Genomic DNA, 21464 nt, shown 5'->3' with positions numbered 1-21464 from the left:
CCGGAGCGGCGCGGCGGCGACCGGCGCGGCGAGGCGAGGCGGCGTCAACGTCGCGGCGCGAACTCAGTCCGTGGCCAGACGTGCATGCAACTCGACGTCGTAGCGGACTCCGTCGTAGCGCAGTTTCGCCCGCTCCAGCCCTTCGACGAGGAACCCCGCCGAGGTTGCCACGCGGCAGGAGGCCGGGTTGTTGACGCGATGCCCCAACTCCAGCCGGAACAGGCCGCGTTCGGCGAAGGCCCACTCGGTCAGCAGCCGAAGCCCCGCGGACGCGACGCCTTTGCCCCTGACCCGTGGGGCCGTCCAGTACGACACCCAACCGTTGTCATGCCGGTCGATCCCGGTCACCGCCACGTTGCCGCAGACCCTGTCTCCGGCGACGATCGCGAACGCATGCCCGTTCTCCAGCCCTGACCACTGATCGATCCACCGCAACGCGTCCTGCGTCGTCGTGATCGGGCCCGCCGCTTGAGCACTCATGTCCTGTGCCGCGAACGCCTCCAGCACGAACGGCGCATCCTGCGGCAGCCAGTCCCGCAGCCTGATCTCACTCATGATCGCCAACCATAATCACCGCCCCCGTGCAACCAGCCGGGTCGGGTGCGCGCGGCCCTGCTCAACCACCCGGCCGTCGTCGAGGCGCGACATGAGCCGCTGGAGCGCGTTGGTCGCCGTGCCGGCATGCTCGCCGTACGGCCCAGCGGTTCCGGCATGCTGACTCGCAAGCGCCCGGCCGCCGCCCCACGTAAGTCGACAGCGGCCCGGCCTTCACCACCGCCGCCTCCTGGCCCCGCCCGTACGGGTCGTGCTCAGGCGCCAGGTTCGGCTCCGCTTTCTGGCTTCTCAACCACGCCTTCCACTGACCTACTTTGGGCTTGGGCGCCTCAGGGTGGTCCAACAACCACAGGAGGTACCGGGCCCGCGAGCGGAAACCCTCATCAGGATCATCGGAGAGTTCCAGCAGGAGGCGACGTAACCGCGATCCACCGACCGCCCTCGCCAGAACGGCATATCCCACGTCTTCACACCGGTGTTCACGCCGTACGGCAAGGCCGATCAAGTCAACCAGCTGATCAATCACCTCGGTCGCCAGAGATGGCACGGCCCTGGCCAGATCGTGCAACAGACCGTGTTTCGTCCCCCAGCTTTTAGCTGAGGCCATCCACTCGTCCGGGTACTGGGCCTCCCACTCGAGATAGAGCAGGACATACTTCAGTCCGGCCCAATCGGCGTAGGACCAAGGGGGAATGAACTCCCACAAAGCATCCGGCAGTGTCATCTGCCGCTCTGCGATGTATCGGCTGGCCGCCTGATCCGTGGCCGACAACCCTTTCTCGCCACACCTCGTTGAAGGCATGTAAAGCCCCACTACGGCGATCTTGAGTGACGCTCAGCCGACTGCGCGCCCGCTTACGCCGAACCGGATCATCCGAAATCAACTCGAACGTCCAGCCCAAGTGTCGATCCCACTCATCGACGGATTCCATGATCGCATTATCCGAGCCACAGGCGGTTCGTTGTACCTTCGCCGATGATGCAGACGCAGCTGCGGGCGTCGGCCCGGCAACGGCTGTCAGAGGACAGGTGACCACACCTGGAAGACAACCAAGGTCAGCGGCTTCGACCTCGGCGCGTCGATGTCCGCACCGGCTCAGGTGGTGGTGGTTTCCTCTCCCGGTCGAGCCTCGCGTTCGATCGCCCGTTGGACGGTACGGCTCACCAGCTTGCCGGCGACCGGGGCCGACTTGTCGATCGCGTGCACACGCTTGGTCAGCTGCAGGAGCTCGGCCCGCTGTGGGGCCACTTCGCGGCCCTGGTGTCCCCCCGCCGCCCTGACCCTTCGGCTGCCACCGGACTCGCGTCAGCTACCGCATTACGCTGCTGCGGGTCTCGGGAGGGGGTGCCAGTTCGCGGGTTTGGCTGCCAAGGGCCACCGTGCTCGGCCGCGTCAACCAATCGCGCGAAGAATGCCGCCGGGCTGGCGGCGAAGGCGCTCCATGGCCTGCGCCGTCGTCTCGTCGGCGGGCAGGAGGACGACGACGCTGATTCCGGCGAGGGCTGCCTCCAGCGCAGACGGGCCGCGCGCCGCCATCGCGGAGGGCCATGTCGGAGCATAAGCAGCAGAGACAACACCTGCCTGATTCCTCTGGGTGCGCTCCGTTTAATTTGATTGACAGGCCGGACCCCGCGCAGAAAATCTGGCGAAGTGCTGATACGTCGTGAATCTCCAGCCGATATCCCATACATCCGCGACCTTCACGCCGCCGCCTTCGCCCGCGCGGCGGACTCGCCCGGACATGCGGAAGCCCGACTGGTCGACGCGCTGCGCGCGTGCGAGGGGTGGATCCCTGAACTGTCCCTGGTTGCGACGGATCCCAGCGGGATGGTCGCCGGGCACGTCGTCTGCAGCAGGGCGTCGGCCGGCTCGTATCCGGTGCTCGGCCTCGGGCCGCTCGGAGTGCTCCCGGCCTTCCAACGGCGCGGCGTCGGCCACGCCCTCATGCACGCGGTCCTTGGAGCTGCCGAAGCCCTCGGCGAACCGCTGGTCGTGCTTCTCGGCCACCGCGACTACTACCCGCGCTTCGGTTTCCGCCCCGCCGAGGAGTATGGAATCATCCCGCCGGACGCTTCATGGGGACCACACTTCCAGGTCCGTACTCTCACGAACTACACGCCCGAGATGCGCGGCGAGTTCGTCTACGCCGAGCCCTTCCAGAACTTGTGAGCCAGCGAACGGGCGTGGTTTCAGATCCAGCGGTCTGAATGGCAGCACGGCTGCGACGATCCGCACGCCTGTGGAGAGAAGTGGCACCGCAAGGCGTGCAAGAAGAACTGCACAGAACACCGGCATGAAAGCGACTGCCAGCCAACCTGCAGGAAGCGCGCCCACCGATGCTGCAAGCGTCCGTGTCTGAAAGACTGCGCGAGCCACGCTGACAAGTGTCCGAAGCGCACCGGCGGGGGCCTCGTCTTTCGACCACGCAAGGGCAAGGGCAAGCTCACTCTGCAATGCCCTCCGGCACTCCTGGCCCTGCTACGCACGCACAAGAAGGTCCAGGCCGCCGAACGGCTGAGGGCCGGGGGCAGGTGGACCGATCACGATTTGGTCTTCACGACGAAGTACGGCGGCCCGATCGAGCGTACGGAGGACTGGAAGCAGTGGAAGGCCATCCTCAAGCAGGCCGGCGTCCGAGACGCGAGGGTCCATGACGCCAGGCACACAGCGGCGACCCTGCTGATAGAGCAGGGCATCCACATCCGAGTCGTACAGGAGATCCTCGGCCACACCCGGGTCACCACCACAGAGCGCTACACCCATGTGGCAACCCTCCAGATGAAGGACGCGAGCGAACGCATGGGAGCCAGGCTCTGGGGATCGTCCTGAGGACAACTGCAACCCGAACTGCAACCCAGACGCCCGCAGAGATCAGAAAGGCCCTTCCCCGGTTCTCGGGAAAGGGCCTTTCTACCTGCGGAGGATCGGGGATTTGAACCCCGGATGGGCGGTAAACCCAAACCGCATTAGCAGTGCGGCGCCATAGACCTGACTAGGCGAATCCTCCTGGTGCCGTCGTGGCTCAGGACAGCGTACCGGCCTTCCGGCAAGGCGGCAAAGCGATTCGGCTCGCCGCCTTCACCAAAGGTTATCAACAGCCTGTGGGTAACCGGCTGTGGACGAAGCCCGTCCAGCTCGGACGGGCCTCCGAGCCTGTGGATAACTCAGGCGGCCGGGTTGGCCTCGCCCTCGATCTCAATCTTGATCTTCTTGCCCACCAGGACGCCACCCGTCTCCAGCGCCTGGTTCCAGGTAAGGCCGAACGCCTCACGGTCGATCTCGGTGGTGATCGAGAAGCCCCACACCTGGACGCCCCACGGGTTGTTGCCGACGCCGCCGTACTCGACCTTGAGCTCGACCTGCTTGGTGACCTCGCGGATGGTCAGGTCGCCGAGGACGGTGAAGTCGCTGCCCGAGTGGCCGACGACGCGCGTGCTCCTGAAGGTGATCGCCGGGAACTTCTCGACGGACAGGAAGTCGTCGCTGCGCAGGTGGTTGTCCCGGTCGATCATGCCGGTCTCGATGCTCGCGGCGTCGATGGTGAGCTCCGCGCTCGACTCGAGCGGCGTCTCGCCGACGGTGATGGAACCGCTGAACTTGCCGAAGTTGCCGCGCACCTTGGTGACCATCATGTGCTTGGCCACGAAGCCGATGTGCGTGTGCGCGGCGTCGATGTTGTAGGTGCCGGCGGCCGGGATGGTCAGGGACTCCCAGGTACGGGTGCTCATTGGGTTCTCCTCAGGGAAGCAGTTCCAGCGTGGATGTCTGCGGCAACAAATGTCTACACAAGGAATATTCCTCGCGTCAACTAATCATCAGGTATGGTGTTCCACGTGGCGAACTTCGACGACTCCCGGCTCACGGCCATCGGTCTGCTGACCGAGGTGCACGCCGGCCTGATGGACAGGTTCAACCCCGTAATGAGCGCCGCAGGCTTGTCGGAGATCGACTTCGAGTGCCTCATGCGCCTGGCGCGCTCCTCCGGACACCGACTGCGGATGAGCGACCTCGCCGCCCAGACCGGGCTGTCGACGAGCGGCGTGACCAGGGTCGTCGACCGGCTCGAACGCGAGAACCTCGCGACCAGGGAGGCCTGCTCGACCGATCGCCGGGCGTCGTACGCGACCCTCACCCCCACCGGGCTCGAACGGCTCGAGACCGTGCTGCCGCAGCACCTCAAGGACATCGACGACTGCTTCACCGGCCTGCTGGAGGGTCCGGAGCTGGAGCAGTTCCTCAACAGCCTGCGCAAGATCCGCCAGGTCGTCCGTCCGTGCGCCACCGCTGGGGCTAACGAGGAAGCCCCAGCGCGCTCCTGAGCTTGGCCATCGCCCGCGACACCGTGCTCTTCACCGTGCCGACACTGATCCCGAGCGTCTTCGCGATCTCCGGCTCGGTCATGTCCTCGTAGTACCGCAGGACGATCGCGGCCCGCATGCGCTCGGGCAGCTCCTGCAGCGCCCGTTCCAGCTCCTCGTGCACGTCGGACGTCACCGTCTCGTGATGGGTGACGACCTCGGGAAGTTCGTCGGACGGGTACTCCTCCAGCTTGCGCCGCCGCCACTGCGAGATGTTGATGTTGACCATGGCCCGCCGTACGTACCCGTCCAGGGCGTTGCGGTCCTCGATGCGTCCCCACGCCAGGTACGTCTTGGCGAGGGCGTTCTGCAGCAGGTCCTCGGCGTCCAGCGGGTGGCCGGTGAGCTGGTGCGCGGCGCGCAGCAGGGCGGGACCGCGAGCCAGCACGTACTCGCGGAACTCGTCTTCCCCACTGGTGGTCTGATGCATCGTGGCCAGAATCGCAGCTAGATGCCCTTTTGGCCCTGAACCACAATCCAGGTTTCGGCCCGCCGACGACAAAGGTCTGTCAAGGTCGGTGGCGGTTTGTACGCCGCCGGGAGTGAACTCCCTTCCCTAAGGATGCGTATTTTGCTCTCCTCTGCGCCGCTAGCGGGTGGCACGCCCCCATGTCGTGTGAATCTGGTATCCGACGAGGGAGGGGCAGATGGGGTCTCCGAGCGTTGAGCGCCGCCGGGTGCTCGCTGCCGCCGCATTCGGCCGCGAACCCGGCATTCCCGGCCCTGAGCCCGGCGACGGCGAGCCGCTCCGCGCGGTCACCGGCGAGATCCTCGACATCAGCCCGCACCTGATGACCATCGAGACCCCTGACGGCAACCGCGAGCGGCTGGTGATCGCGCCGTGGGCCACCGCCTGGCACGGCGCCGACACCGCACCGGCCGACCTGCCCGTGGGCGCCACGGTGATCATGCGGACCCTGCGCGACGGCCGGGTGGTCGAACGCATCTGGGCCGACGCCACGCGCCTCACCGGCACGATCCTGTCGATCGAGGGCCGCAAGGACCTGACCGTCCAGCTCGACTGCGGTCCGCACCGGGGCCACCGTACGGTCGTCATCCCCTACCGGGCGTCCGGACGGCTGCAGGTGCGCCATCCCCAGTTCGAGCCCGGATACCTGTTCGACGCGATCGGCGTCCGCCGCGACGGCGCGAGCGTCGCCCTGCTGCCGGCGACCTCCCAGCCCGCCTACCCGGCGCGTTCTGTGCCGTCACCGCCGCCGGCGTACGCCGGGCAGCAGTCACGCATCGCGGGCACCGTGACCTGGTCGGACGCGTTCGACGAGGACGAGCGCGGCGCGGCCTACCCCATGCTGGAACGCGCGGACGCCGGCTGCGCGCAGGCGGGCGTCTCCTGCACCGGGCTGCCGTACCTCGCCATGGGGTCGCTGCTGCAGGTGCAGAACGTGTGCTCCGGACGCGCGGCCAACGTCCCGGTGCTGGCGTGCGGCTGTCTGGCGGGACGGTTCTGCGACCGTTGCGTCGAATGCGACACCTCTCCGCGCGGCCGGATCGCGGAGCTGTCACCGTCCTCTTTCGTGGAGCTCGGCGGCGACCTGGTCAAGGGATGCTTCAATGCTCAGATCGGATTGGGGTGACGTGCGTGTTGGCTTCGCAGCTGCCGTTCCTGATCGTGCTGCTCGTCCTCGGCACGGTCGCCAAGGCGTCCACCGTCGTGTCCGGGCACGAGCCCGGCGCGCTGTCCCGCCTCGGGCCGGCCGTGCTGGTGCCGGGTCGCATGCAGCGCCCGGCGCTGCTCGCGTGCGGGCTGGTCGAGGTGGCGCTGGCGGCCGGCCTTCTGCTCACGACCCATCCGGTCTTCCGCTGGGGTACGGTCGCGTTCTTCGCGATGTCCACGTACGTGCTGCTCGAGCTGCGCCGGCGGCGACCGGACGCGGGCTGCGGCTGCTTCGGCGAGGTGAGTTCGGCGCCGGTCGGCATGCGTTCGGTCATACGGACGGTCGTCCTGACCGGGTTCGCCCTGATGTCGGTGTGGGCTCCGGTGCCGGGCTTGGTGGCGGCCACGCATCCGTCGTGGTTCATGGCGGCCGGGGTTGCGCTGATCGCCGTGCTGTCGCCCGAGCTCGAGGAGCTGCTCGACCGGCTGCGGTACCGCGCGCCCTGCGAGCAGCGTCCGGGACCGGCCGAGTCGGTGACGCTGGCGCGACTGCGGTCGAGCGGCACCTGGCGCGCGCACCGGGCCGAGCTGGCGACCACCGAGCCGTACGACAGCTGGCGCGAGCTGTGCTGGCGGTTCTTCGCCTTCCGCAACCATGACGATGACGACGTCGTCTTCGCCGTCTACCTGAGCGGGCTGCGTCCCGCGGTGCGGGTGGCGGTGGTCGGCGGGGCCGGCAGCGAGCCTCTGCCGGAATATACGTCTGTATCGGCCTGACGCTAGACAGGCCGATATTTCCCTCGACGGTCAGGCCGATATGACTCTATTGGGCTGTCTAGCTTCCCCACTAGACAGCCCAATAGAGGTCTAGGGGCGCCGCTCAGATGGGCTGAGCGCGCAGGAACCTGCCGAAATGCGGCACCGTGAACGCGATCAGGCCGCGCTCGGCGCTGTAGATGAGCCCTTTCTTGATGAGGCTGTCACGCGCCGGCGAGAGGCTGGACGGCTTGCGCCCGAGGGCGTCGGCCACCTCGGAGGTCGGGACCGGCTCGTCGCCGATCTGGGCCATGGCATGCATGTAGTCGCGTTCAGCGGGGGTGGCCCGCTCGTAGCGGCTGCCGAAGAAGCCGACCGCCAGCTCCTGCTCGGCCTCCGGCGCGGAGACCTTGACGTCGTCGAGGGTGATCGGGCTGCGCGGCGCGAGGTCCCAGGCGACCTTCCCGTACGCCTGCACGAAGTAGGGGTAGCCGTCGGCCGCGTCGTAGAGCGCGTCGAGCGCGTCCTGGGTGAACTCGACCTGCTCCTCGCGCGCCGGCAGGATCAGCGCCAGATCGGCGGCCTCGCGGTCGAGCTTGTCGATGCGGGCGTACCGGAAGAGCCGCTCGGAGTAGCTCTTGCTCGCCGACAGCACGCTCGGCAGGTGCGGCAGCCCCGCGCCGACCACGACCAGCGGCCCGCCCGTCTGCGACAGCTCGTGGCAGGCGGCGCAGAGCGCGGAGACGTCGGCGGGCGGGACGTCCTGCATCTCGTCGATGAACAGGGCGATGCCGACGGCCAGGTCGGTGGCGACCCCGGCGGCGTCGACGAACAGCTCGGTGAGGTCGATCTCGAGGTCACCGGAGTCGGCGCGCCCGCGGCTGGCGGGCACCTCGATGCCGGGCGACCAGTGGGAGGTGCCCTTGGCGGCGCCGGGATCGCGCATGGCGAACGCCTTGAGCACCCCGAGGAACTCCTCGATGCGCTCGGGCGCGCGATGGCGGGGGGCCAGCTCGCGGATCGCCATGTGAAGCGCCGCGGCCACCGGGCGCCTGATCGACTGGTCGGGACGGGCCTCGATCTTGCCCGTGCCCCACAGCCGCTGCATGGCCATGGATTTGAAGGTGTTGAGCAGGACGGTCTTGCCGACGCCGCGCAGCCCGGTCACGACCATGCTGCGCTCGGGACGCCCGCGGGCCACCCGTTCCAGCACGACCTCGAACTGCTGCAGCTCACGATCACGCCCGGCGAGCTCCGGCGGACGCTGCCCGGCGCCCGGGGCGTAAGGATTGCGCACAGGGTCCACGCTCTGTGACTCTATTGCCGGATATAGGGGCTGTCCTAGATTCGCGAAGAAAGCGCTACGGCGTGTCCGAGCAGGGGCGGTCGCCAGCACCGTCACCGGACACACACCTCCTCCACCAGGCCGAACCCTTGTTCGAGTCACTGCACAAGACTGTAGCGCGGACTCGAACACCTATGCGATGCTTTCGAGTAAAGATCTTCGCAACGGGCCCGCTCCCCCGTACGCGCCGGGGATTCCGTACGACGCGCTGCTCATCGCCCCCGATCCGGCGGCGGGGCGCGCCACACGGCCCGAACTTGGCACCCGTCCCACCCGCGCAATAGCGTTTCCGCCCATGCGGACTTTCGCGAATGTTCACGAGCTCAAGGCTGCCGTCGGCGAGACGTTCGGCCCCACCGAGTGGCGTACCGTCACCCAGGAGCAGGTCAACCTGTTCGCCGACGCCACCGACGACCACCAGTGGATCCACGTCGAGGTCGACCGGGCCAAGGAGGGGCCGTTCGGCGGCACGATCGCCCACGGCTACCTGACGCTCTCGCTGCTGCCGACGTTCATGTTCTCGATGGTCCACGTCGACAACATCGCGATGGCCGTCAACTTCGGGCTCAACAAGGTCCGCTTCCCGCGGCCGGTGCCCGTGGGCGCGCGCGTCAGGGCGGTGGGCGAGCTCGCCGACGTCAAGGGCACCCCCGCCGGCTACCTGGCGACCCTGAAGATGACCATCGAGATCGAGGGAGAGAAGCGCGCCGCCTGCGTCGCCGAGCCCCTCTACCTGTACGTCCCCGCCGACCAGGCCGCATCGGCGTAAGGCCCCGCGCTCCTCGGACTCACGGACACCCTCCCGAACCGAGGAGCCCGGGAAAGCCTCCCAAGGCGAGAAGCCCGGAGGTACGCCCCGAGCCGAGAAGCCCGTAGGGACCCCAGCTGAGAAGCCCCGTGGAAGTCTCCCGAGGCGAGGAACCCGGAGGGACCTCCTGAGGCGAGAAGTCCTGAGGGACCTCCCGAGCTGAGGGCCCCTTCGCCCTCAGACCCTCCGAGTAGTACGTCGCGCCCTACAGGCCCTGCGGTAGTGGATCGCGGTCCGCAGCCCCTCCCAGCAACAGGCTCTACCGGCCCTCCGAGTAATGGATCGCGGCCTGTACCCGGTTCTTCAACCCCAGCTTGTCCATCGCGCGGCTGACGTGCGTCTTCGTCGTCGCCTCGGCCATGTCGAGCTCTTCGGCGATCTCCGCGTTGGACAACCCGCGACCGATGCAGGCCGGCACCTCCCGCTCGCGAGGCGTCAAGCCGCCGGCATCGACCCCCGGCCGTGCGACGGCCTGCCCCTGCCGTACGGAAGGCGCGCTGCCGCACCAGCACACCCGCGCAGGCGATCGCCAACGGCACCGCGAGCAGCCAGGCAGGGACCCCGCGCTGGATGTAGGTGCCGCTCTCGATCAGGACCAGCCCCATGACGACGCCCGGCCCGGCCCACAGCATGACCCGGTTCATGAGGTCATCCCATCATCGCGGGCCGACGGTTTCCTCGTGCTGAGGTCTGCCTGTGGATACACCGTTCGATGTGTCCACAGGCTCGCGGCGGCTCTTGCACCTTGGTGGATAAACCTCACCCCGAAGTCCGCCGCCGTTTCGCGCGACCGTCGACTCTTTGCGACGATGTCCTCACTGACAGTGGTTGGAGTCTCTCCCAGACATCGCGAAGGTAGGAGTACGTGAACATAGAGGCGGAGATTCGCGAGCTGAAACTCCGTATGGCAGCCCTCGAAGTGGACGTCCCCCACGGCGCCAGGACCACCCGCCGCAGGGCTCGCAGCCGACGCCGGCACGTGATCCCGGCACACAACTGCACCCGCCACGAGAACGATCGGGACGCGCTGCACAGGGAGGTCAACGACGGCTTCACGGCGCTGAACGTCGAGATCGTCGGCATCCGGCGCCAGGAGAGCGACCACTTCGCCTGCGCCACCAGTGCGGCTTGGGCGCATTACGAGTCCCTCCACCGCGCCCTCACCGACCTGACCCACCTGGTCGAACGCCTCATGAAGCACCTGGACGCCTGACCCACGCCACCACGTTTCCGTACGGCCTCCATCAGCATCCGTCCAGGTCAGAGCCCTACTCCCGCTCAGGCGCCACCCCAAGATCAGACCAACGATCCCCCGAATGCCGTCTCCGGTTCGAGGCACTCGCAGAAACCCGCTATGCTTGCTTACGCAGCGAGCGGCCGTAGCTCAATGGATAGAGCATCTGACTACGGATCAGAAGGTTGGGGTTTCGAGTACCTCCGGCCGCACAACGCAGAAAGGCCCGTCACCAGGGAAATCCTGGGACGGGCCTTCGCCGTTCCGGAGATCATCCGGTTTCTTCGGCGTCTTCGGGAGCCACCACGGGAGCCACCGGGCGGAGACTCCCCAGAAGAGCGCCGGAAATTGCCTCCGTCGCCGCACGCTTGTCACCCTCCAGGAAGTGACCGTAGACGTCCTTCGTGATCGCCCGGAGCCGTTGACGTACGGCGTGATGGTGAGCGCGTCGAACTCGACCGGCGTGAACGGAAGCCCCGCGACGGGAGCCGGGGGTACCGGCTGGACCGGAGCGAGGGTCTTGACCGCCACCGTCTTCTGAGCGGCCTTGAGCGAGGGGTCGGCGTCCATGACGGGGATCTGCCAGACGAGTTCGCCCGTCTGCTTGTCCCGCGCCTGGACGAACCGGCCGTTCGTCAAAGCCTCGAAGTCCTTGACCGGCTCGACCTCACCGGTGCTGTAGCAGCCGTGCGGGAAGAAGATCAGCGTTAATCCTCGCCTACAGAGGCCGCGGCAATCGGTTCGTCGGAGACAACCGTGCCCTCATACGGTGGTGATCGCGATAAGCACCTTCACCACGATCTGTGGAACGACCGGAGGTCCCCGTTGCCCTCGATCCATGACTTCATGACATGGGAGCCCCTGCTGCGGCTTCTACATGTGGACAACGTGGAGAGCCTTGGAGCCTCGGGCGGCCACGTGGCTGGGCAGATCGGCCACAACGCATGGAGTCTGCCGCTGCTGCCACGATTTCCGACGCCCGGCCGAGCCCTCCAAGCAGATGGCATGCGCGACGACCTCGATGCTGTGGAGCGAGTGCAGAACGCGCTCCTAGACGCCGGCCTCGACGCCATCTCGTTCGCCGCAGAGGTCTCGCCTACCGGGCGGGCGGTGCTCCACCTGTTCACAACCAGCTCCGCCGTGGAGGAGGGCATCGGGCCGTATCCCGGTTCACTCATCCTCGTTGACGGCTCTGTCCCTCAGCCTTGGCGACGCTCTCCCGATCCGGTGCTCGGGGCGGTGCAGGCTCCATCGGTGGACCTGGCGTTGCTGGAGCGGACGCTCCGCGAGCGAATGCCCGGCGCCACCGGCGCCACGGAAGCGGAAATCGCCGCCACGGAAGCGCGCCTCGGCGTTGCGCTGCCCGACGAACTCAAGGCGCTCTATCGGGTCACTCGGGGGCAGCGGCAGGACTGGGGCGACAACTACGCGGCAGCAGACCGGGTCATCGAAGCGGTCGGCTGCGAGCTCTTCCCACTGGATGACCTGTACATCGCCGACGCTGCGTCGCGTCCGTACCTGTGGCGGTTCGCGGCGACGGAGGCGGCGGGAACCCTGCCCAACGCCACGGTGCAGGGGGTGGTCGGCTCGCCCGGCTGGATCGCTTTCGGCGCCAGCGGCGGCGGTGACCGCATCGCGGTCGACCTGACACCGGGCCCAGACGGACACGTAGGACAGATCATCGTGCTCGACCACGAGATCGGCGCCGACCTCCTCGCCGAGTCCCTCACCCAGCTGGTGGTGAACCGACCTACGGTCCAGCACTTCAGCCGTCGTGGCGAGGAGTCGCCGGTGATCGCCAGGGTCAACATCAATGCACTGACCAGCATTCAGGCCGCCGCGCACCCGAGCCTGGAGGTCCTGTGCATAGGCGTCTGGGACGGTGAGCCGCTCAGCCTCGCCCCCGTCACCGGACTGCCGCGCCTACGGACGCTCACCGCCTACCCCGGCACACTCGTCGACCCGCTGGAGATTACCAAGCTGACGGGACTGGAGTTCCTGGAGCTCGGGCCGGAAGAGTGGCGCGTCCTCCTCGACGCCGGAGCCGTCCCGCACGGCCTGTCGGCTGCTGCCATCCAGGTGCACGGCAATCAGCACCCGCTCCCGATCGTCGCCCTCGCCAACGATCTCCTCTCCCTCTGGAACCGCCCCCCGATCACCGTGACCGTCCTCAACGGCGACCTCGGTCCCGTTGCATAGTCAGCGGCGCTGTCCTCTACAGACTGTTGGGACGTCCGGCTGACCAGGAGGGGAGTTGAACCGGCACTTCGCCATGAGCGCTTAGAAGCCTCCGAGAAACCGAGATGTGCGACCGTGACCTGATCGCTCAGACAGTGCCCGAAGCGTGGTCGTCAGGGTCGAACCCGTCGGGATCCAGAAGGTACTGGAAATTCCTGCCTACAAGGCGTACGCCCTCAAAGGCCGGCCTGCCCTGGACGCTGTACGGCAAGCGCAGCAGTTCCTCCCCGAGCAGGGCGACGACGCGACCCGCGCATGGCTGCTCTGTCTGGAAGCCGAGCAGCTCGCGAAACTCGGGGACCGACAGGCGGTCGAGCGGTTGCGCCAGGCCGAGGAAGCATTCCACCGAGCCCGCCCGCACCGGGAACGCGCCTGGACCCGCTTCCTCGACGAGGGCCGTATGGCCGCGTTCCAGCTCTCCACTCACGTACGCCTCGGCGACGAGGCCCATGTGGTGAGCGCTACCCAACGGACGTTGGGTTCCATCGATCAGAAGCGCACCGCCATCATCCACACCGACGTGGCACAGGCGCAGTTCCAGATCGGCGACAGCACGGCAGGCGTCACCTACGCACGCCGCGCCCTCGAATCAGCCCAGCGCACGGAATCGACGTGGGGCCTTCAGCACCTCGGCTCCATTGAGAAGACCTTGGCCAGCCAGCGGGACCATGGTGCTCGCGAGCTGCTCGGGGACCTGCTTTCTAAGCGTCACGCTCTGGGCTCGTCTCCCGCCTGATCCACTCCAGGTAGTCAGCCGTGCCGTTCACCAGAGGTACGGCCACAATCTGCGGCACCTCGTAGGAGTGAAGCTCCCGAACACACGCCGCCAGCTCGTCGAACCGCTTGGCCGTGGTGGTCATGTACAACAGCCACTCATCAGCCCGGTTGATCTCCCCGCGCCACCAGTACACAGACGTGATGGGAGCGACCACTTGCACCGCGGCTGCCAGACGCCGAGCGATGACAGCCGAGCAGATCCGCTCCGCCTCGTCCCGATCAGGCACGGTCACACGAACCTCAAGGAAGTCGGCCACATCGCTTACATTGCCGAATTGTTCTCATGAGGATCAAGCGGCGGCGCGGCGCGCCGCCGTACCCCCGGCCCTCCGCCCGCCCGCCGTCCGGGCGTGCGGCCTGGGGGCCGGTCCCGGACGGCGGCGGGACACCGGGCCGGGCACCGCACGCCGGCCCCGCCGTACTGACCGAACGCTCCGACCGGGGTTGCCGCACCGCCGCACAGATGCAGCCCTTACGATCGCCCCAGCTTGGTTGGCCGCCGTAGCTGGTCAGGGGCGATCGACGATCCGTGCTTCGTTCCTCAGCACGGCTCACCGAGCAGCGGTCGTCCGTCGTGCATCTGCGCGCCTACACACACGCGTGATCCGTCATCGACGGTGAGCACCGATTCCGGAGTCAAGTGGGTCACCACGTCCTCCTTGTAGCCAGAATGCATGCTCTCGCAGATGGGATGTACTGAGCCCGTCTCTACCAGCACAAACACAGAAAGCGTTCAGAGAAGCCTAAGAGGTGGCTTTCCCTGCTATCCCCGAACGAGCAAGATCTAAAGGTCATTCGCTCAAATCCGAGTTCTGGAGCTCGTCTATGGAGGACTTATTTGGCGGGGCTGCACCGTACTACGCCAGACACCGCCCCGGCTACGGTCAGGCAACAATCGGCTACCTGGCGGACGCGTTCGGCGCGGACAGCCGGGTGCTGGATCTCGGCTGCGGCCCCGGGACAATTGCGATTCCGCTGGCGCAGCGGGTGACGGCGGTGCTCGCTGTGGACCCGGCGCGGGAAATGCTCGCCGCGGGTAGGCGGCTGGCCCAGGGCGTCACCAATATCGCCTGGCTGCCTGGCAATTCGACCGCTCTGCAGGCGTTGCCGCCGTTCGAGCACGTGGTGATGGGTCGGTCATTTCACTGGATGGACCGCAGGTCCGTACTGACGGAGCTGGACGAGCTGCTGCCACCCGGCGGCGTGGTGGCTCTTGTCGGCCCGGCGAGGCAGCGGGGAAAGCCATGGCAGCCGGACCTGCAACCCTGGCAGCCGATCGAGAGACGGATATGCGAGGAATTCGGCCTCGACATCCACACCGCCGCCAACTCCTTCCACGCCACCACCGAGCACCACCACGACATGCTGGCCGCCTCACCCTTCAGCAACCTGGAATCCCGCGTATTCAGCCGACGGCTGACCTGGGACGTAGACGGGCTGATCGGGCTCCAGCTCTCCTACTCCTACAGCTCACCCGCCAGGCTCGGCGATCGTCTGCCCGCCTTCATCAAGACGCTGCGACGAGCGCTGCTCGCCGACAACCCCGCAGGCCGGTGGGAACAGAAGCTGGCGACCGAGGTGCTGGTCGCCAGGCGGCCCGGCCACTGAACACCTGGAAGGCGTCTCCGGTGTTACAACCGAACTCTCTCCGGATGGGCCGGACGCCAAGGTCATAGCCACACACCTTGATCGAATCGACTTCTTTGTAATCCGCGGGCTGCGGGAGCCACCTTGGGAGCCATCGGGGGGAACGATCTCGAACCGAGGCGAACGCATGCGGACGACGAGAGTGCCGCCGAACTGCACGGCGAACGAGCCCGAACGCCGACGAAGATCGTTTGGGGATCTACGGATCAGAAGGTTGGGGTTTCGAGTACCTCCGGCCGCACAGCAGGTCAAAGGCCCTCTGGGATCATCCCGGAGGGCCTTTTTCGTGACCGTACAGCAGCGTTGTACAGTAACGCCGCCGAGTTAACCGTCACGCGTGCGCAGGTCGCTCTTTGCCTCCCGTATCGGTGGCCGCGCCCCGTTGCGACACCGCACTCGCCGTACGTGTCCTCATTCTGACCGTCCCGCCAACGTGGCCGATGTTCAATCGCCCGAGAGCGCCGCCTGTTGGAGACCCGGGAAACGCTTGTCCATGTCCTCGCGGTGGACCGTGACGATGCGCTCACGCATCAGTACGCGGCGTCGAGTTTCGCCCGTTGTTCCGCTGTCAGCTCCAAGTCCACCGCGGCCAGGCTCTCCTCCAGCTGCTCGACGGAGGAAGCGCCGACCAGCGGGATCACCGGAATCTCGCCGCCCATCAGCCAGGCGAGCACCACCAGGTTGACGGTCGAACCCGTCTCTTTCGCCACTTCCCGCAGCGCCGCAAGGCGCCGAGGCGTGCCCGGGTGGTCGAACGCGGTATCGAGGGGCTTGTCGTCACGTACGTAGCCGCCGCCCAGCAAGGGCGAGTAGGCGACCAGCGTGAGCCCGGGCTCGGCTCGCAGGTAGCTGAGCAGGTTTCCGCTGACCACGCCGAGGTTGCCGTCCTTGGACCGCAGGGTCGGCAGATCGGTGCGCGGTCGCAGGTAGGAGTGGTGATACTGCAGGACCTCATAGCCGGGGAGCCTTGCCGCGGCTGACAGGTTCCTGGCCCGCTCGAGTTGCCACGCCCAATGGTTGCTCGCCCCGAGGAGACCCACAGCGCCGTCCTCGACCAAACCTGCGAAAGCCTCGACGGTTTCCTCCAGCGGCACCTTGGACCCCTCGAGGTACACGTGTGCGTACAGCAGGTCCAGCTTGTCCACGCCGAGCCGTTCCCTGCTCCGCTCCGAGGATTCCCGGATCACCTGAGCGGACAAGCCCTCAAGGTCGTGCGTGAGGCCGGTCGCCGGAGCGTTGGGCCGCCCTCCGAGCTTGGTGGCGATGACAATCTCGTCGGTGATGTTGCGGCTGCGTCGCCAGCGGCCAAGCAGCGCTTCGCTTTCACCTCCCTGAGTGCCATTGACCCAGTAAGCGTAATTATTGGCGGTGTCGATGAAGGTGCCGCCGGCCTCGACGAAGCGGTCGAGGATGGCGTACGACGTCGCCTCGTCCGTGGCGGTGCCGAACAGCATCGCGCCAAGACTCAGCACACTGACTTCACGGCGAGTCTTCGGATCGCCGCCGATCGTGCGGTATTTCATGAGAGATCCTCTCCTGCTGCCTATCCATGTCAGGCGTTAGCTGCGGAAACGCCGGAGACAACCCCGCAGCGCATTGGGCGGGATGGGCGTGCGTCGGAGACTACGAGCTAGAGCCGACTCTAGATCAAGCCCTAACCTTGACCTCATGCCGGAAACGAACCCAGGCCTGAGCATTGGACAGGTCGCCGAACGCACTGGCCTGAGCGTCCACGCGTTGCGCTTCTACGAGCGTGAGGGCGTACTGGTCGCGCCCGTACGGCGGGGCCCCGGAGGCCGACGCGTCTACAGCGACAGGGACGTGGAGTGGCTCCACCTCTGCGTCAACCTGCGCGCCTCCGGCATGCCGCTGCCCGCCATCCGCCAGTACGCGGACCTCGTGAGGCGGGGTGCGGGCAACGAAGAGCACCTACTGACCCTCCTGCGGCAACACCAGGGTGAGGTCACCGCGCAGATCGAACAGCTCACCGAGTCTCTCGACATCGTCACCCACAAGATCAGCTCGTACACTGAGCAACTGGCCGAAGGCGCCACAGGCCCGATCATGTGCACTGCTCCGCAGAGCAGCTGACGGAATCCCGCGGGCAGCCCCAGCTCGGGGTTCCAAGACGCCTGCACCGGCTACGAGCATGCGATCCGTCAGAAGCCTCTCGCTACAGTGCCCAGCCCTCTACTGCGCTACGGGACCTTCGGGGGTCTGTCCAGTAGAAAGAGAGACAGAGCCGAAGACCGTACAGTCCCCTATCGCCTGATCGATCTGCTCCAACAAATCTTGGCAGGTGTTACTAATGGGGCATAGATACTGATCTGTCATCTGTTGGGTTCTCAATCGTGCCTGGCATCGCGAGATATACGCGGGATGGTCTCCCCTGGTGGCGGGCGAGCGAGAATCGTACCCAGAGGTCAGGGGCCTAACGCAGCCAGGAACGTCGACCCGCTGTTCAACCGTCGGCTATATGATCACGCACTGGAACTGCACCGTGAGTTGTCGTACGCCGCCGCTACAGTCCGGTCATGGAAGACGATCTGGAGAACGGACGCTCTTGATCGTATCGGGATGGATGGGGTCGCCCCACCCGGTTGTGAACACGTGGTCATCGAGGCCGCGCCACTCCTCTCCCGCGAGCAGCTTGTCGGCCGCCTGCTGCCCCAAGAGCTTGTCCGCACTGGGCCCGCATGAGCAGGGGGAGGGCGGTCGCCTCGAACCCGTCGCGTTGCTGGATCGCTGACGACCGGCGTCTCGGAAAGTTCTTGAAAGAAATCCGGGAGGGGGTGTCGGATCGGGGCGGTGGTGTTCGTAGCAGGGGTGAGGCCGCCCACGAGGGGCGGCGCCAAGGGACGGGAATCGCGATCGTGAAGCTGACGACCATGACTCAGGTCACCATCGATGGAGTGATGCAGGGAAACGGCGCCGCGTCCGATGACCGCAGGAACGGATTCGAGCGCGGCGGATGGGCCCTGGGGAAGGGCGACGACGAGACAAGGACGTTCATCACGCAGACCTACCAACGCGCAGACGCGTTCCTGTTCGGCCGGCGCACCTACGAGCTGTTCGCCGGCTCCTGGGGATCAATCGACCAGATGCGTACACATCCCATCGGCGTGGCCTTGAACAAGGCCCCCAAGTACGTTGCCTCGGCCACGCTCACCGCGCCGCGTTGGGCGGACACGACCGTTCTCCGCGGTGACCTCGCGGCGGCCATCAGTGAGCTGAAGGCCAAGCCCGGGGGCGAGCTGCAGGTGCACGGCAGTGGCGCCCTGACCCGGTGGCTGCTGGAGAACGATCTGGTCGACGAGATGACTCTGATCACCGTCCCGGTGGTCGTCGGCCAGGGCGCGAGACTGTTCCCGGAGACCGGCCCGGATCTTGCGCTCGACCTGGTCGAGTCGCGAGTTGACTCGAAGGGCGTGACGACCCAGGTCTACCGGCCGGCCGGGCGCCCGCAGTATGCAACGGCCTGAAGTCACTGACCACCGAACCACGCTGTCTTGACACCACAGGAGATGATCTTCAGATGCAGTACCTGGTTTCCGTGATCGATGACAAGAGCAATCCCGGCAGCACGGACAGGCAGCCCGCCATCAGCGCGTTCAACGAACGACTGATCGCCGAGGGCTACTGGGTTTTCGCGGGCGGACTCGCGGACACCGCCGCGGCCACGGTCATCGACAACCGGGGCGAGCAGGCGGTGTTCAGCGACGGGCCTTTCGTGGAGTCGAAGGAGTACCTCGCCGGCGTCTGGGTGTGGGAGGCCCCCGATCTGGATGCGGCGCTCAAGCTCGCCGCCGAGGCGTCGAAGGTCTGCGATCGGAAGATCGAGGTGCGGCCGTTCCTGTGATCGACCTCCGGGAGGCGGTCACCCGGGCCCACCACGAGGAGTGGGCGCGGGTGGTCGCCGCCCTGACCAGGCGCTTCGGTGACCTCGACATCGCCGAGGAGGCGGCCGCCGAGGCGTTCACGACCGCCGTCGAGCGGTGGCCGGCCGACGGCGTACCGCCCAACCCCGGCGCCTGGCTGACCACCACCGCCAACCGCAGGGCCATCGACCGGATCCGGCGCGAGAACAAGCGCGACGACAAGCACAGGGAGGCGCAGATGGCGTACCACGACGACCCGCCCGAGCCTGTCGGCGCCATCGACGACGACCGCCTGCGGCTGATCTTCACCTGCTGTCACCCGGCGCTGGCGATGGAAGCCCGCGTGGCGCTGACGCTGCGCATGGTCGGCGGTCTGACCGTGCCCGAGATCGCCCGCGCCTTCCTGGTGGCCGAGAGTGCCATGGGGCAGCGGATCACCCGCGCGAAGGCCAAGATCAAAGCGGCCCGGATCCCCTATCGCGTGCCGTCCGCCGAGGACCTCCCGGCACGCGTCTCCAGTGTGCTCGCCGTCCTGTTCCTCGTCTTCAACGAGGGCTACCTGGCCACCGGCCCCGGCACCGATCCCCTACGTCACGACCTGACCGCCGAGGCGATCCGGCTCACCCGCCTGATCCGTACCCTCCTGCCGGACGACGGTGAGGTGGCCGGGCTGCTGGCGCTGATGCTGCTCACCGAGGCCCGCCGCACCGCCCGGGTCTCAGCCGCCGGCGAACTGGTCCCCCTCGACGAGCAGGACCGAGGGGCCTGGGACACGGCGCTGATCGCCGAGGGTCACCGGCTGGTGCGCGAGCGCCTGGCCGCTGCCGTCGCCGGGGTCGCTCCGGGCAGCTACCAGATCCTCGCCGCGATCAACGCCGTGCACACCTCCGCCCGCGACATGCGCGACACCGACTGGTCGCAGATCCTCGCCCTCTACGACCAGCTCGTCCGCCTCGACCCCTCGCCGATCATCGCTCTCAACCGGGCCATCGCAGTCGCCGAGCTCGACGGCCCGCAGGTGGCACTGGCGGCCGTTGACCGTCTCGAGCACAGGTTGGCCGGCTATCACCCCTACCACGCCACCCGCGCCGACCTGCTGCGCCGGCTGGGCCGCAGTCAGCAGTCGCGCGCGGCCTACGACAAAGCCATCGAACTGGCGGGCAACACCGCCGAGACCGCCTACCTGACCCGCCGCCGCGACCAACTGCGATAGCGCCCACGGATCCCGATCGAAACCCCCGGCGCGCAGCGGCGGCCGGTCCCGGTGGAACACCCGCGCGGGCCAGAGGAAGGTAAGCATCGGGGTCAGGGTCATGTATACCGACGGGCATCCCTGTTCATCGTGATCCTTCTCTGCGAGCCGTTGGACCCCAGAAGAACACGGCCGCGGGAAGCGAGTAGCCCAGAGGTTTCCATAGTCATCAAGGCGGTGACGCGGCGTACCGCCGCTCTCCGACCCCTCTGTCCGCTCTCCGTCTAGGCCTGCGGCCTGCGGGCCGGTCCCGAACGGCGGCGGAACACCGGGCCGGGCACCGCACGCCTGCCGCGCTGTACCAACCGAACGCTCCAGCTGGGGTTGCCACGCCGCCACACAGATACAGCCCTCACGATCGCCACTGCATGGCTGGACGCCGTACGTGCTTGAGGGCGACCGACGATCCAGGGTTCGTTCCTCACCCTGGCTCACCGAGCAGCGGGGCTGATCCCTGAGCAAACTTCGCCGAGGCGCCTCACGTGGAAATCGTCGCAGGAGTAGCGCTCCATCCCGAGGTGTGGTTTGACATGAGCGCATCGCGGGCGATACATGCGTCGCTGGTGTCGTCGAAAATCTCCGTGCCTGTTTTATGCGCTCTGGCGACCCTGATGCCGTTGGCACCCGCGGTCATTGTGCCCAAGCCCGCGAACGTCGTCGTCGGTGCGGTCGTGGCCGCGCTGCTGGTGGTGCCCGTCGTGGTGCTGCGCCGCAGGCGGTGGGCGTCGCGGCTGGGCGCTGCGCTGCTGGCTCTGCTCGCTGTGGCCGCCGCCCTGCCGCCGTTCACCGGGTTGGGTGGGCCGAGCGAGGAGGAGATCCAGCAATATCTCGCGATTCAGGTCGCTGTTGGCGGACCCATCGACTTTGGGTTCGGTACCTATGGCGGCGCGTTGCGGTTCCTGCCCTGGGACGCCAACGACCTGCTGCTTCTCGCCGTGGCCTGCTTCGCCACGGCCGTTCTGCTGACGGCGCTCGGCCGCGCCGTCCATCGGAAGGGACG

General features: G+C 67.2%; 25 protein-coding genes and 2 tRNA genes. 16 read left to right on the top strand and 11 right to left on the bottom strand.

Translation table 11 applies throughout. From position 1 onward, the window contains the following. Nucleotides 1-63: 63 nt before the first annotated feature. The 3 genes from BLR04_RS35530 to BLR04_RS41060 all read right to left on the bottom strand — a co-directional run bounded on the left by BLR04_RS35530 (nucleotide 64) and on the right by BLR04_RS41060 (nucleotide 2092). The gene (locus BLR04_RS35530; RefSeq protein ID WP_090773607.1) at nucleotides 64-555 is read right to left on the bottom strand and encodes a GNAT family N-acetyltransferase; all 492 of its coding nucleotides are present in this window, start codon (nucleotides 553-555) and stop codon (nucleotides 64-66) included. 1096 nt (nucleotides 556-1651) lie between these two features. After that, nucleotides 1652-1804 carry a hypothetical protein gene (locus tag BLR04_RS41065; RefSeq protein ID WP_176903444.1) on the bottom strand — a complete coding sequence of 51 codons (153 nt, stop codon included), beginning with the start codon at nucleotides 1802-1804 and terminating at the stop codon, nucleotides 1652-1654. A 144-nt stretch (nucleotides 1805-1948) separates the two neighbouring features. Continuing rightward, on the bottom strand, nucleotides 1949-2092 hold the full coding sequence (locus BLR04_RS41060; RefSeq protein WP_176903443.1) for a hypothetical protein: 144 nt from the start codon (nucleotides 2090-2092) through the stop codon (nucleotides 1949-1951). Between the two features lie 114 nt (nucleotides 2093-2206). Here BLR04_RS41060 and BLR04_RS35525 point away from each other — a divergent pair, with 114 nt between their 5' ends. Together BLR04_RS35525 and BLR04_RS42640 are read left to right on the top strand one after the other, a co-directional pair. Next, the gene (locus BLR04_RS35525) at nucleotides 2207-2725 is read left to right on the top strand and encodes a GNAT family N-acetyltransferase (protein ID WP_090773566.1); all 519 of its coding nucleotides are present in this window, start codon (nucleotides 2207-2209) and stop codon (nucleotides 2723-2725) included. 24 nt (nucleotides 2726-2749) lie between these two features. Beyond that, on the top strand, nucleotides 2750-3385 hold the full coding sequence (locus BLR04_RS42640) for a tyrosine-type recombinase/integrase (RefSeq protein ID WP_090773565.1): 636 nt from the start codon (nucleotides 2750-2752) through the stop codon (nucleotides 3383-3385). Between the two features lie 88 nt (nucleotides 3386-3473). Here the strand turns inward: BLR04_RS42640 and BLR04_RS35515 are convergent. Together BLR04_RS35515 and BLR04_RS35510 are read right to left on the bottom strand one after the other, a co-directional pair. After that, nucleotides 3474-3563, bottom strand: a tRNA-Ser gene (locus BLR04_RS35515). A gap of 157 nt (nucleotides 3564-3720) precedes the next feature. After that, nucleotides 3721-4284: a YceI family protein gene (locus tag BLR04_RS35510; RefSeq protein WP_090773564.1), complete on the bottom strand. Its 564-nt coding sequence runs from the start codon at nucleotides 4282-4284 to the stop codon at nucleotides 3721-3723. A 105-nt stretch (nucleotides 4285-4389) separates the two neighbouring features. Here BLR04_RS35510 and BLR04_RS35505 point away from each other — a divergent pair, with 105 nt between their 5' ends. Further along, nucleotides 4390-4875: a MarR family winged helix-turn-helix transcriptional regulator gene (locus BLR04_RS35505; protein WP_245740893.1), complete on the top strand. Its 486-nt coding sequence runs from the start codon at nucleotides 4390-4392 to the stop codon at nucleotides 4873-4875. On the opposite strand, the gene BLR04_RS35500 is transcribed toward BLR04_RS35505, so the two are convergent. Continuing rightward, nucleotides 4847-5344 carry a SigE family RNA polymerase sigma factor gene (locus tag BLR04_RS35500; RefSeq protein ID WP_090773562.1) on the bottom strand — a complete coding sequence of 166 codons (498 nt, stop codon included), beginning with the start codon at nucleotides 5342-5344 and terminating at the stop codon, nucleotides 4847-4849. The two genes, BLR04_RS35505 and BLR04_RS35500, sit on opposite strands and share 29 nt — an antisense overlap. Nucleotides 5345-5561: 217 nt before the next feature. Between BLR04_RS35500 and BLR04_RS35495 the strand changes: the two genes are divergently transcribed. Both BLR04_RS35495 and BLR04_RS35490 read left to right on the top strand, forming a co-directional pair. Continuing rightward, on the top strand, nucleotides 5562-6509 hold the full coding sequence (locus BLR04_RS35495; RefSeq protein ID WP_090773561.1) for a hypothetical protein: 948 nt from the start codon (nucleotides 5562-5564) through the stop codon (nucleotides 6507-6509). 5 nt (nucleotides 6510-6514) lie between these two features. After that, a complete protein-coding gene (locus BLR04_RS35490; protein ID WP_245740892.1) occupies nucleotides 6515-7306 on the top strand; it encodes a MauE/DoxX family redox-associated membrane protein in 792 nt (263 codons plus the stop codon). Between the two features lie 103 nt (nucleotides 7307-7409). Here BLR04_RS35490 and BLR04_RS35485 read toward each other — a convergent pair whose 3' ends face one another. Further along, the gene (locus BLR04_RS35485) at nucleotides 7410-8591 is read right to left on the bottom strand and encodes an ATP-binding protein (protein ID WP_090773559.1); all 1182 of its coding nucleotides are present in this window, start codon (nucleotides 8589-8591) and stop codon (nucleotides 7410-7412) included. Between the two features lie 334 nt (nucleotides 8592-8925). Here BLR04_RS35485 and BLR04_RS35480 point away from each other — a divergent pair, with 334 nt between their 5' ends. Then, nucleotides 8926-9399 carry a MaoC family dehydratase gene (locus BLR04_RS35480; RefSeq protein WP_090773558.1) on the top strand — a complete coding sequence of 158 codons (474 nt, stop codon included), beginning with the start codon at nucleotides 8926-8928 and terminating at the stop codon, nucleotides 9397-9399. Nucleotides 9400-9697: 298 nt separating this feature from the next. Here BLR04_RS35480 and BLR04_RS35475 read toward each other — a convergent pair whose 3' ends face one another. Next, complete coding sequence (locus BLR04_RS35475; protein ID WP_425413468.1) at nucleotides 9698-9877, bottom strand: response regulator transcription factor; 180 nt, start codon at nucleotides 9875-9877, stop codon at nucleotides 9698-9700. 426 nt (nucleotides 9878-10303) lie between these two features. Here BLR04_RS35475 and BLR04_RS35470 point away from each other — a divergent pair, with 426 nt between their 5' ends. Continuing rightward, nucleotides 10304-10651: a hypothetical protein gene (locus BLR04_RS35470; RefSeq protein ID WP_143022355.1), complete on the top strand. Its 348-nt coding sequence runs from the start codon at nucleotides 10304-10306 to the stop codon at nucleotides 10649-10651. A 160-nt stretch (nucleotides 10652-10811) separates the two neighbouring features. Then, nucleotides 10812-10884 (top strand) — tRNA-Arg (locus BLR04_RS35465). On the opposite strand, the gene BLR04_RS42110 is transcribed toward BLR04_RS35465, so the two are convergent. Next, nucleotides 10850-11311, bottom strand: a complete 462-nt coding sequence (locus BLR04_RS42110; protein ID WP_245740890.1) for a hypothetical protein — start codon at nucleotides 11309-11311, stop codon at nucleotides 10850-10852. The two genes, BLR04_RS35465 and BLR04_RS42110, sit on opposite strands and share 35 nt — an antisense overlap. Nucleotides 11312-11677: 366 nt before the next feature. On the opposite strand from BLR04_RS42110, the gene BLR04_RS35455 reads away from it, so the two are divergent. Together BLR04_RS35455 and BLR04_RS35450 are read left to right on the top strand one after the other, a co-directional pair. Further along, nucleotides 11678-12871, top strand: coding sequence for an SMI1/KNR4 family protein (locus tag BLR04_RS35455; RefSeq protein ID WP_218129296.1), 1194 nt, complete (start codon nucleotides 11678-11680; stop codon nucleotides 12869-12871). A gap of 145 nt (nucleotides 12872-13016) precedes the next feature. Then, complete coding sequence (locus BLR04_RS35450; RefSeq protein WP_090773555.1) at nucleotides 13017-13646, top strand: NsdA family TPR-like regulatory protein; 630 nt, start codon at nucleotides 13017-13019, stop codon at nucleotides 13644-13646. Here the strand turns inward: BLR04_RS35450 and cutA are convergent. After that, nucleotides 13612-13944 carry a divalent-cation tolerance protein CutA gene (gene cutA, locus BLR04_RS35445; RefSeq protein WP_090773554.1) on the bottom strand — a complete coding sequence of 111 codons (333 nt, stop codon included), beginning with the start codon at nucleotides 13942-13944 and terminating at the stop codon, nucleotides 13612-13614. The two genes, BLR04_RS35450 and cutA, sit on opposite strands and share 35 nt — an antisense overlap. 568 nt (nucleotides 13945-14512) lie before the next feature. Here cutA and BLR04_RS35440 point away from each other — a divergent pair. Beyond that, nucleotides 14513-15295, top strand: coding sequence for a class I SAM-dependent methyltransferase (locus BLR04_RS35440; protein WP_090773553.1), 783 nt, complete (start codon nucleotides 14513-14515; stop codon nucleotides 15293-15295). Nucleotides 15296-15864: 569 nt separating this feature from the next. Here the strand turns inward: BLR04_RS35440 and BLR04_RS35435 are convergent. Next, entirely contained in the window at nucleotides 15865-16857 is a 993-nt protein-coding gene (locus BLR04_RS35435; protein WP_090773552.1) for an aldo/keto reductase, read from the bottom strand. 145 nt (nucleotides 16858-17002) lie between these two features. Between BLR04_RS35435 and BLR04_RS35430 the strand changes: the two genes are divergently transcribed. From BLR04_RS35430 to BLR04_RS35410, 5 genes are all read left to right on the top strand, one after another. Further along, nucleotides 17003-17425: a MerR family transcriptional regulator gene (locus tag BLR04_RS35430; protein ID WP_090773551.1), complete on the top strand. Its 423-nt coding sequence runs from the start codon at nucleotides 17003-17005 to the stop codon at nucleotides 17423-17425. A 782-nt stretch (nucleotides 17426-18207) separates the two neighbouring features. After that, a complete protein-coding gene (locus tag BLR04_RS35425; protein ID WP_090773550.1) occupies nucleotides 18208-18816 on the top strand; it encodes a dihydrofolate reductase family protein in 609 nt (202 codons plus the stop codon). A gap of 53 nt (nucleotides 18817-18869) precedes the next feature. Beyond that, complete coding sequence (locus tag BLR04_RS35420; protein ID WP_090773549.1) at nucleotides 18870-19193, top strand: YciI family protein; 324 nt, start codon at nucleotides 18870-18872, stop codon at nucleotides 19191-19193. Further along, complete coding sequence (locus BLR04_RS35415; protein WP_090773548.1) at nucleotides 19190-20425, top strand: RNA polymerase sigma factor; 1236 nt, start codon at nucleotides 19190-19192, stop codon at nucleotides 20423-20425. Before BLR04_RS35420 ends, BLR04_RS35415 begins: the two co-directional genes overlap by 4 nt. Before the next feature lie 521 nt (nucleotides 20426-20946). After that, nucleotides 20947-21464 (top strand): hypothetical protein (locus tag BLR04_RS35410; protein WP_143022354.1); only part of this gene is annotated, 518 nt, incomplete at its 3' end.

The organism is Nonomuraea maritima (assembly GCF_900100395.1).
In the GTDB taxonomy this organism is placed as follows: Bacteria; Actinomycetota; Actinomycetes; order Streptosporangiales; family Streptosporangiaceae; genus Nonomuraea; species Nonomuraea maritima.
This window is presented reverse-complemented; position numbering and strand designations above follow the sequence as displayed.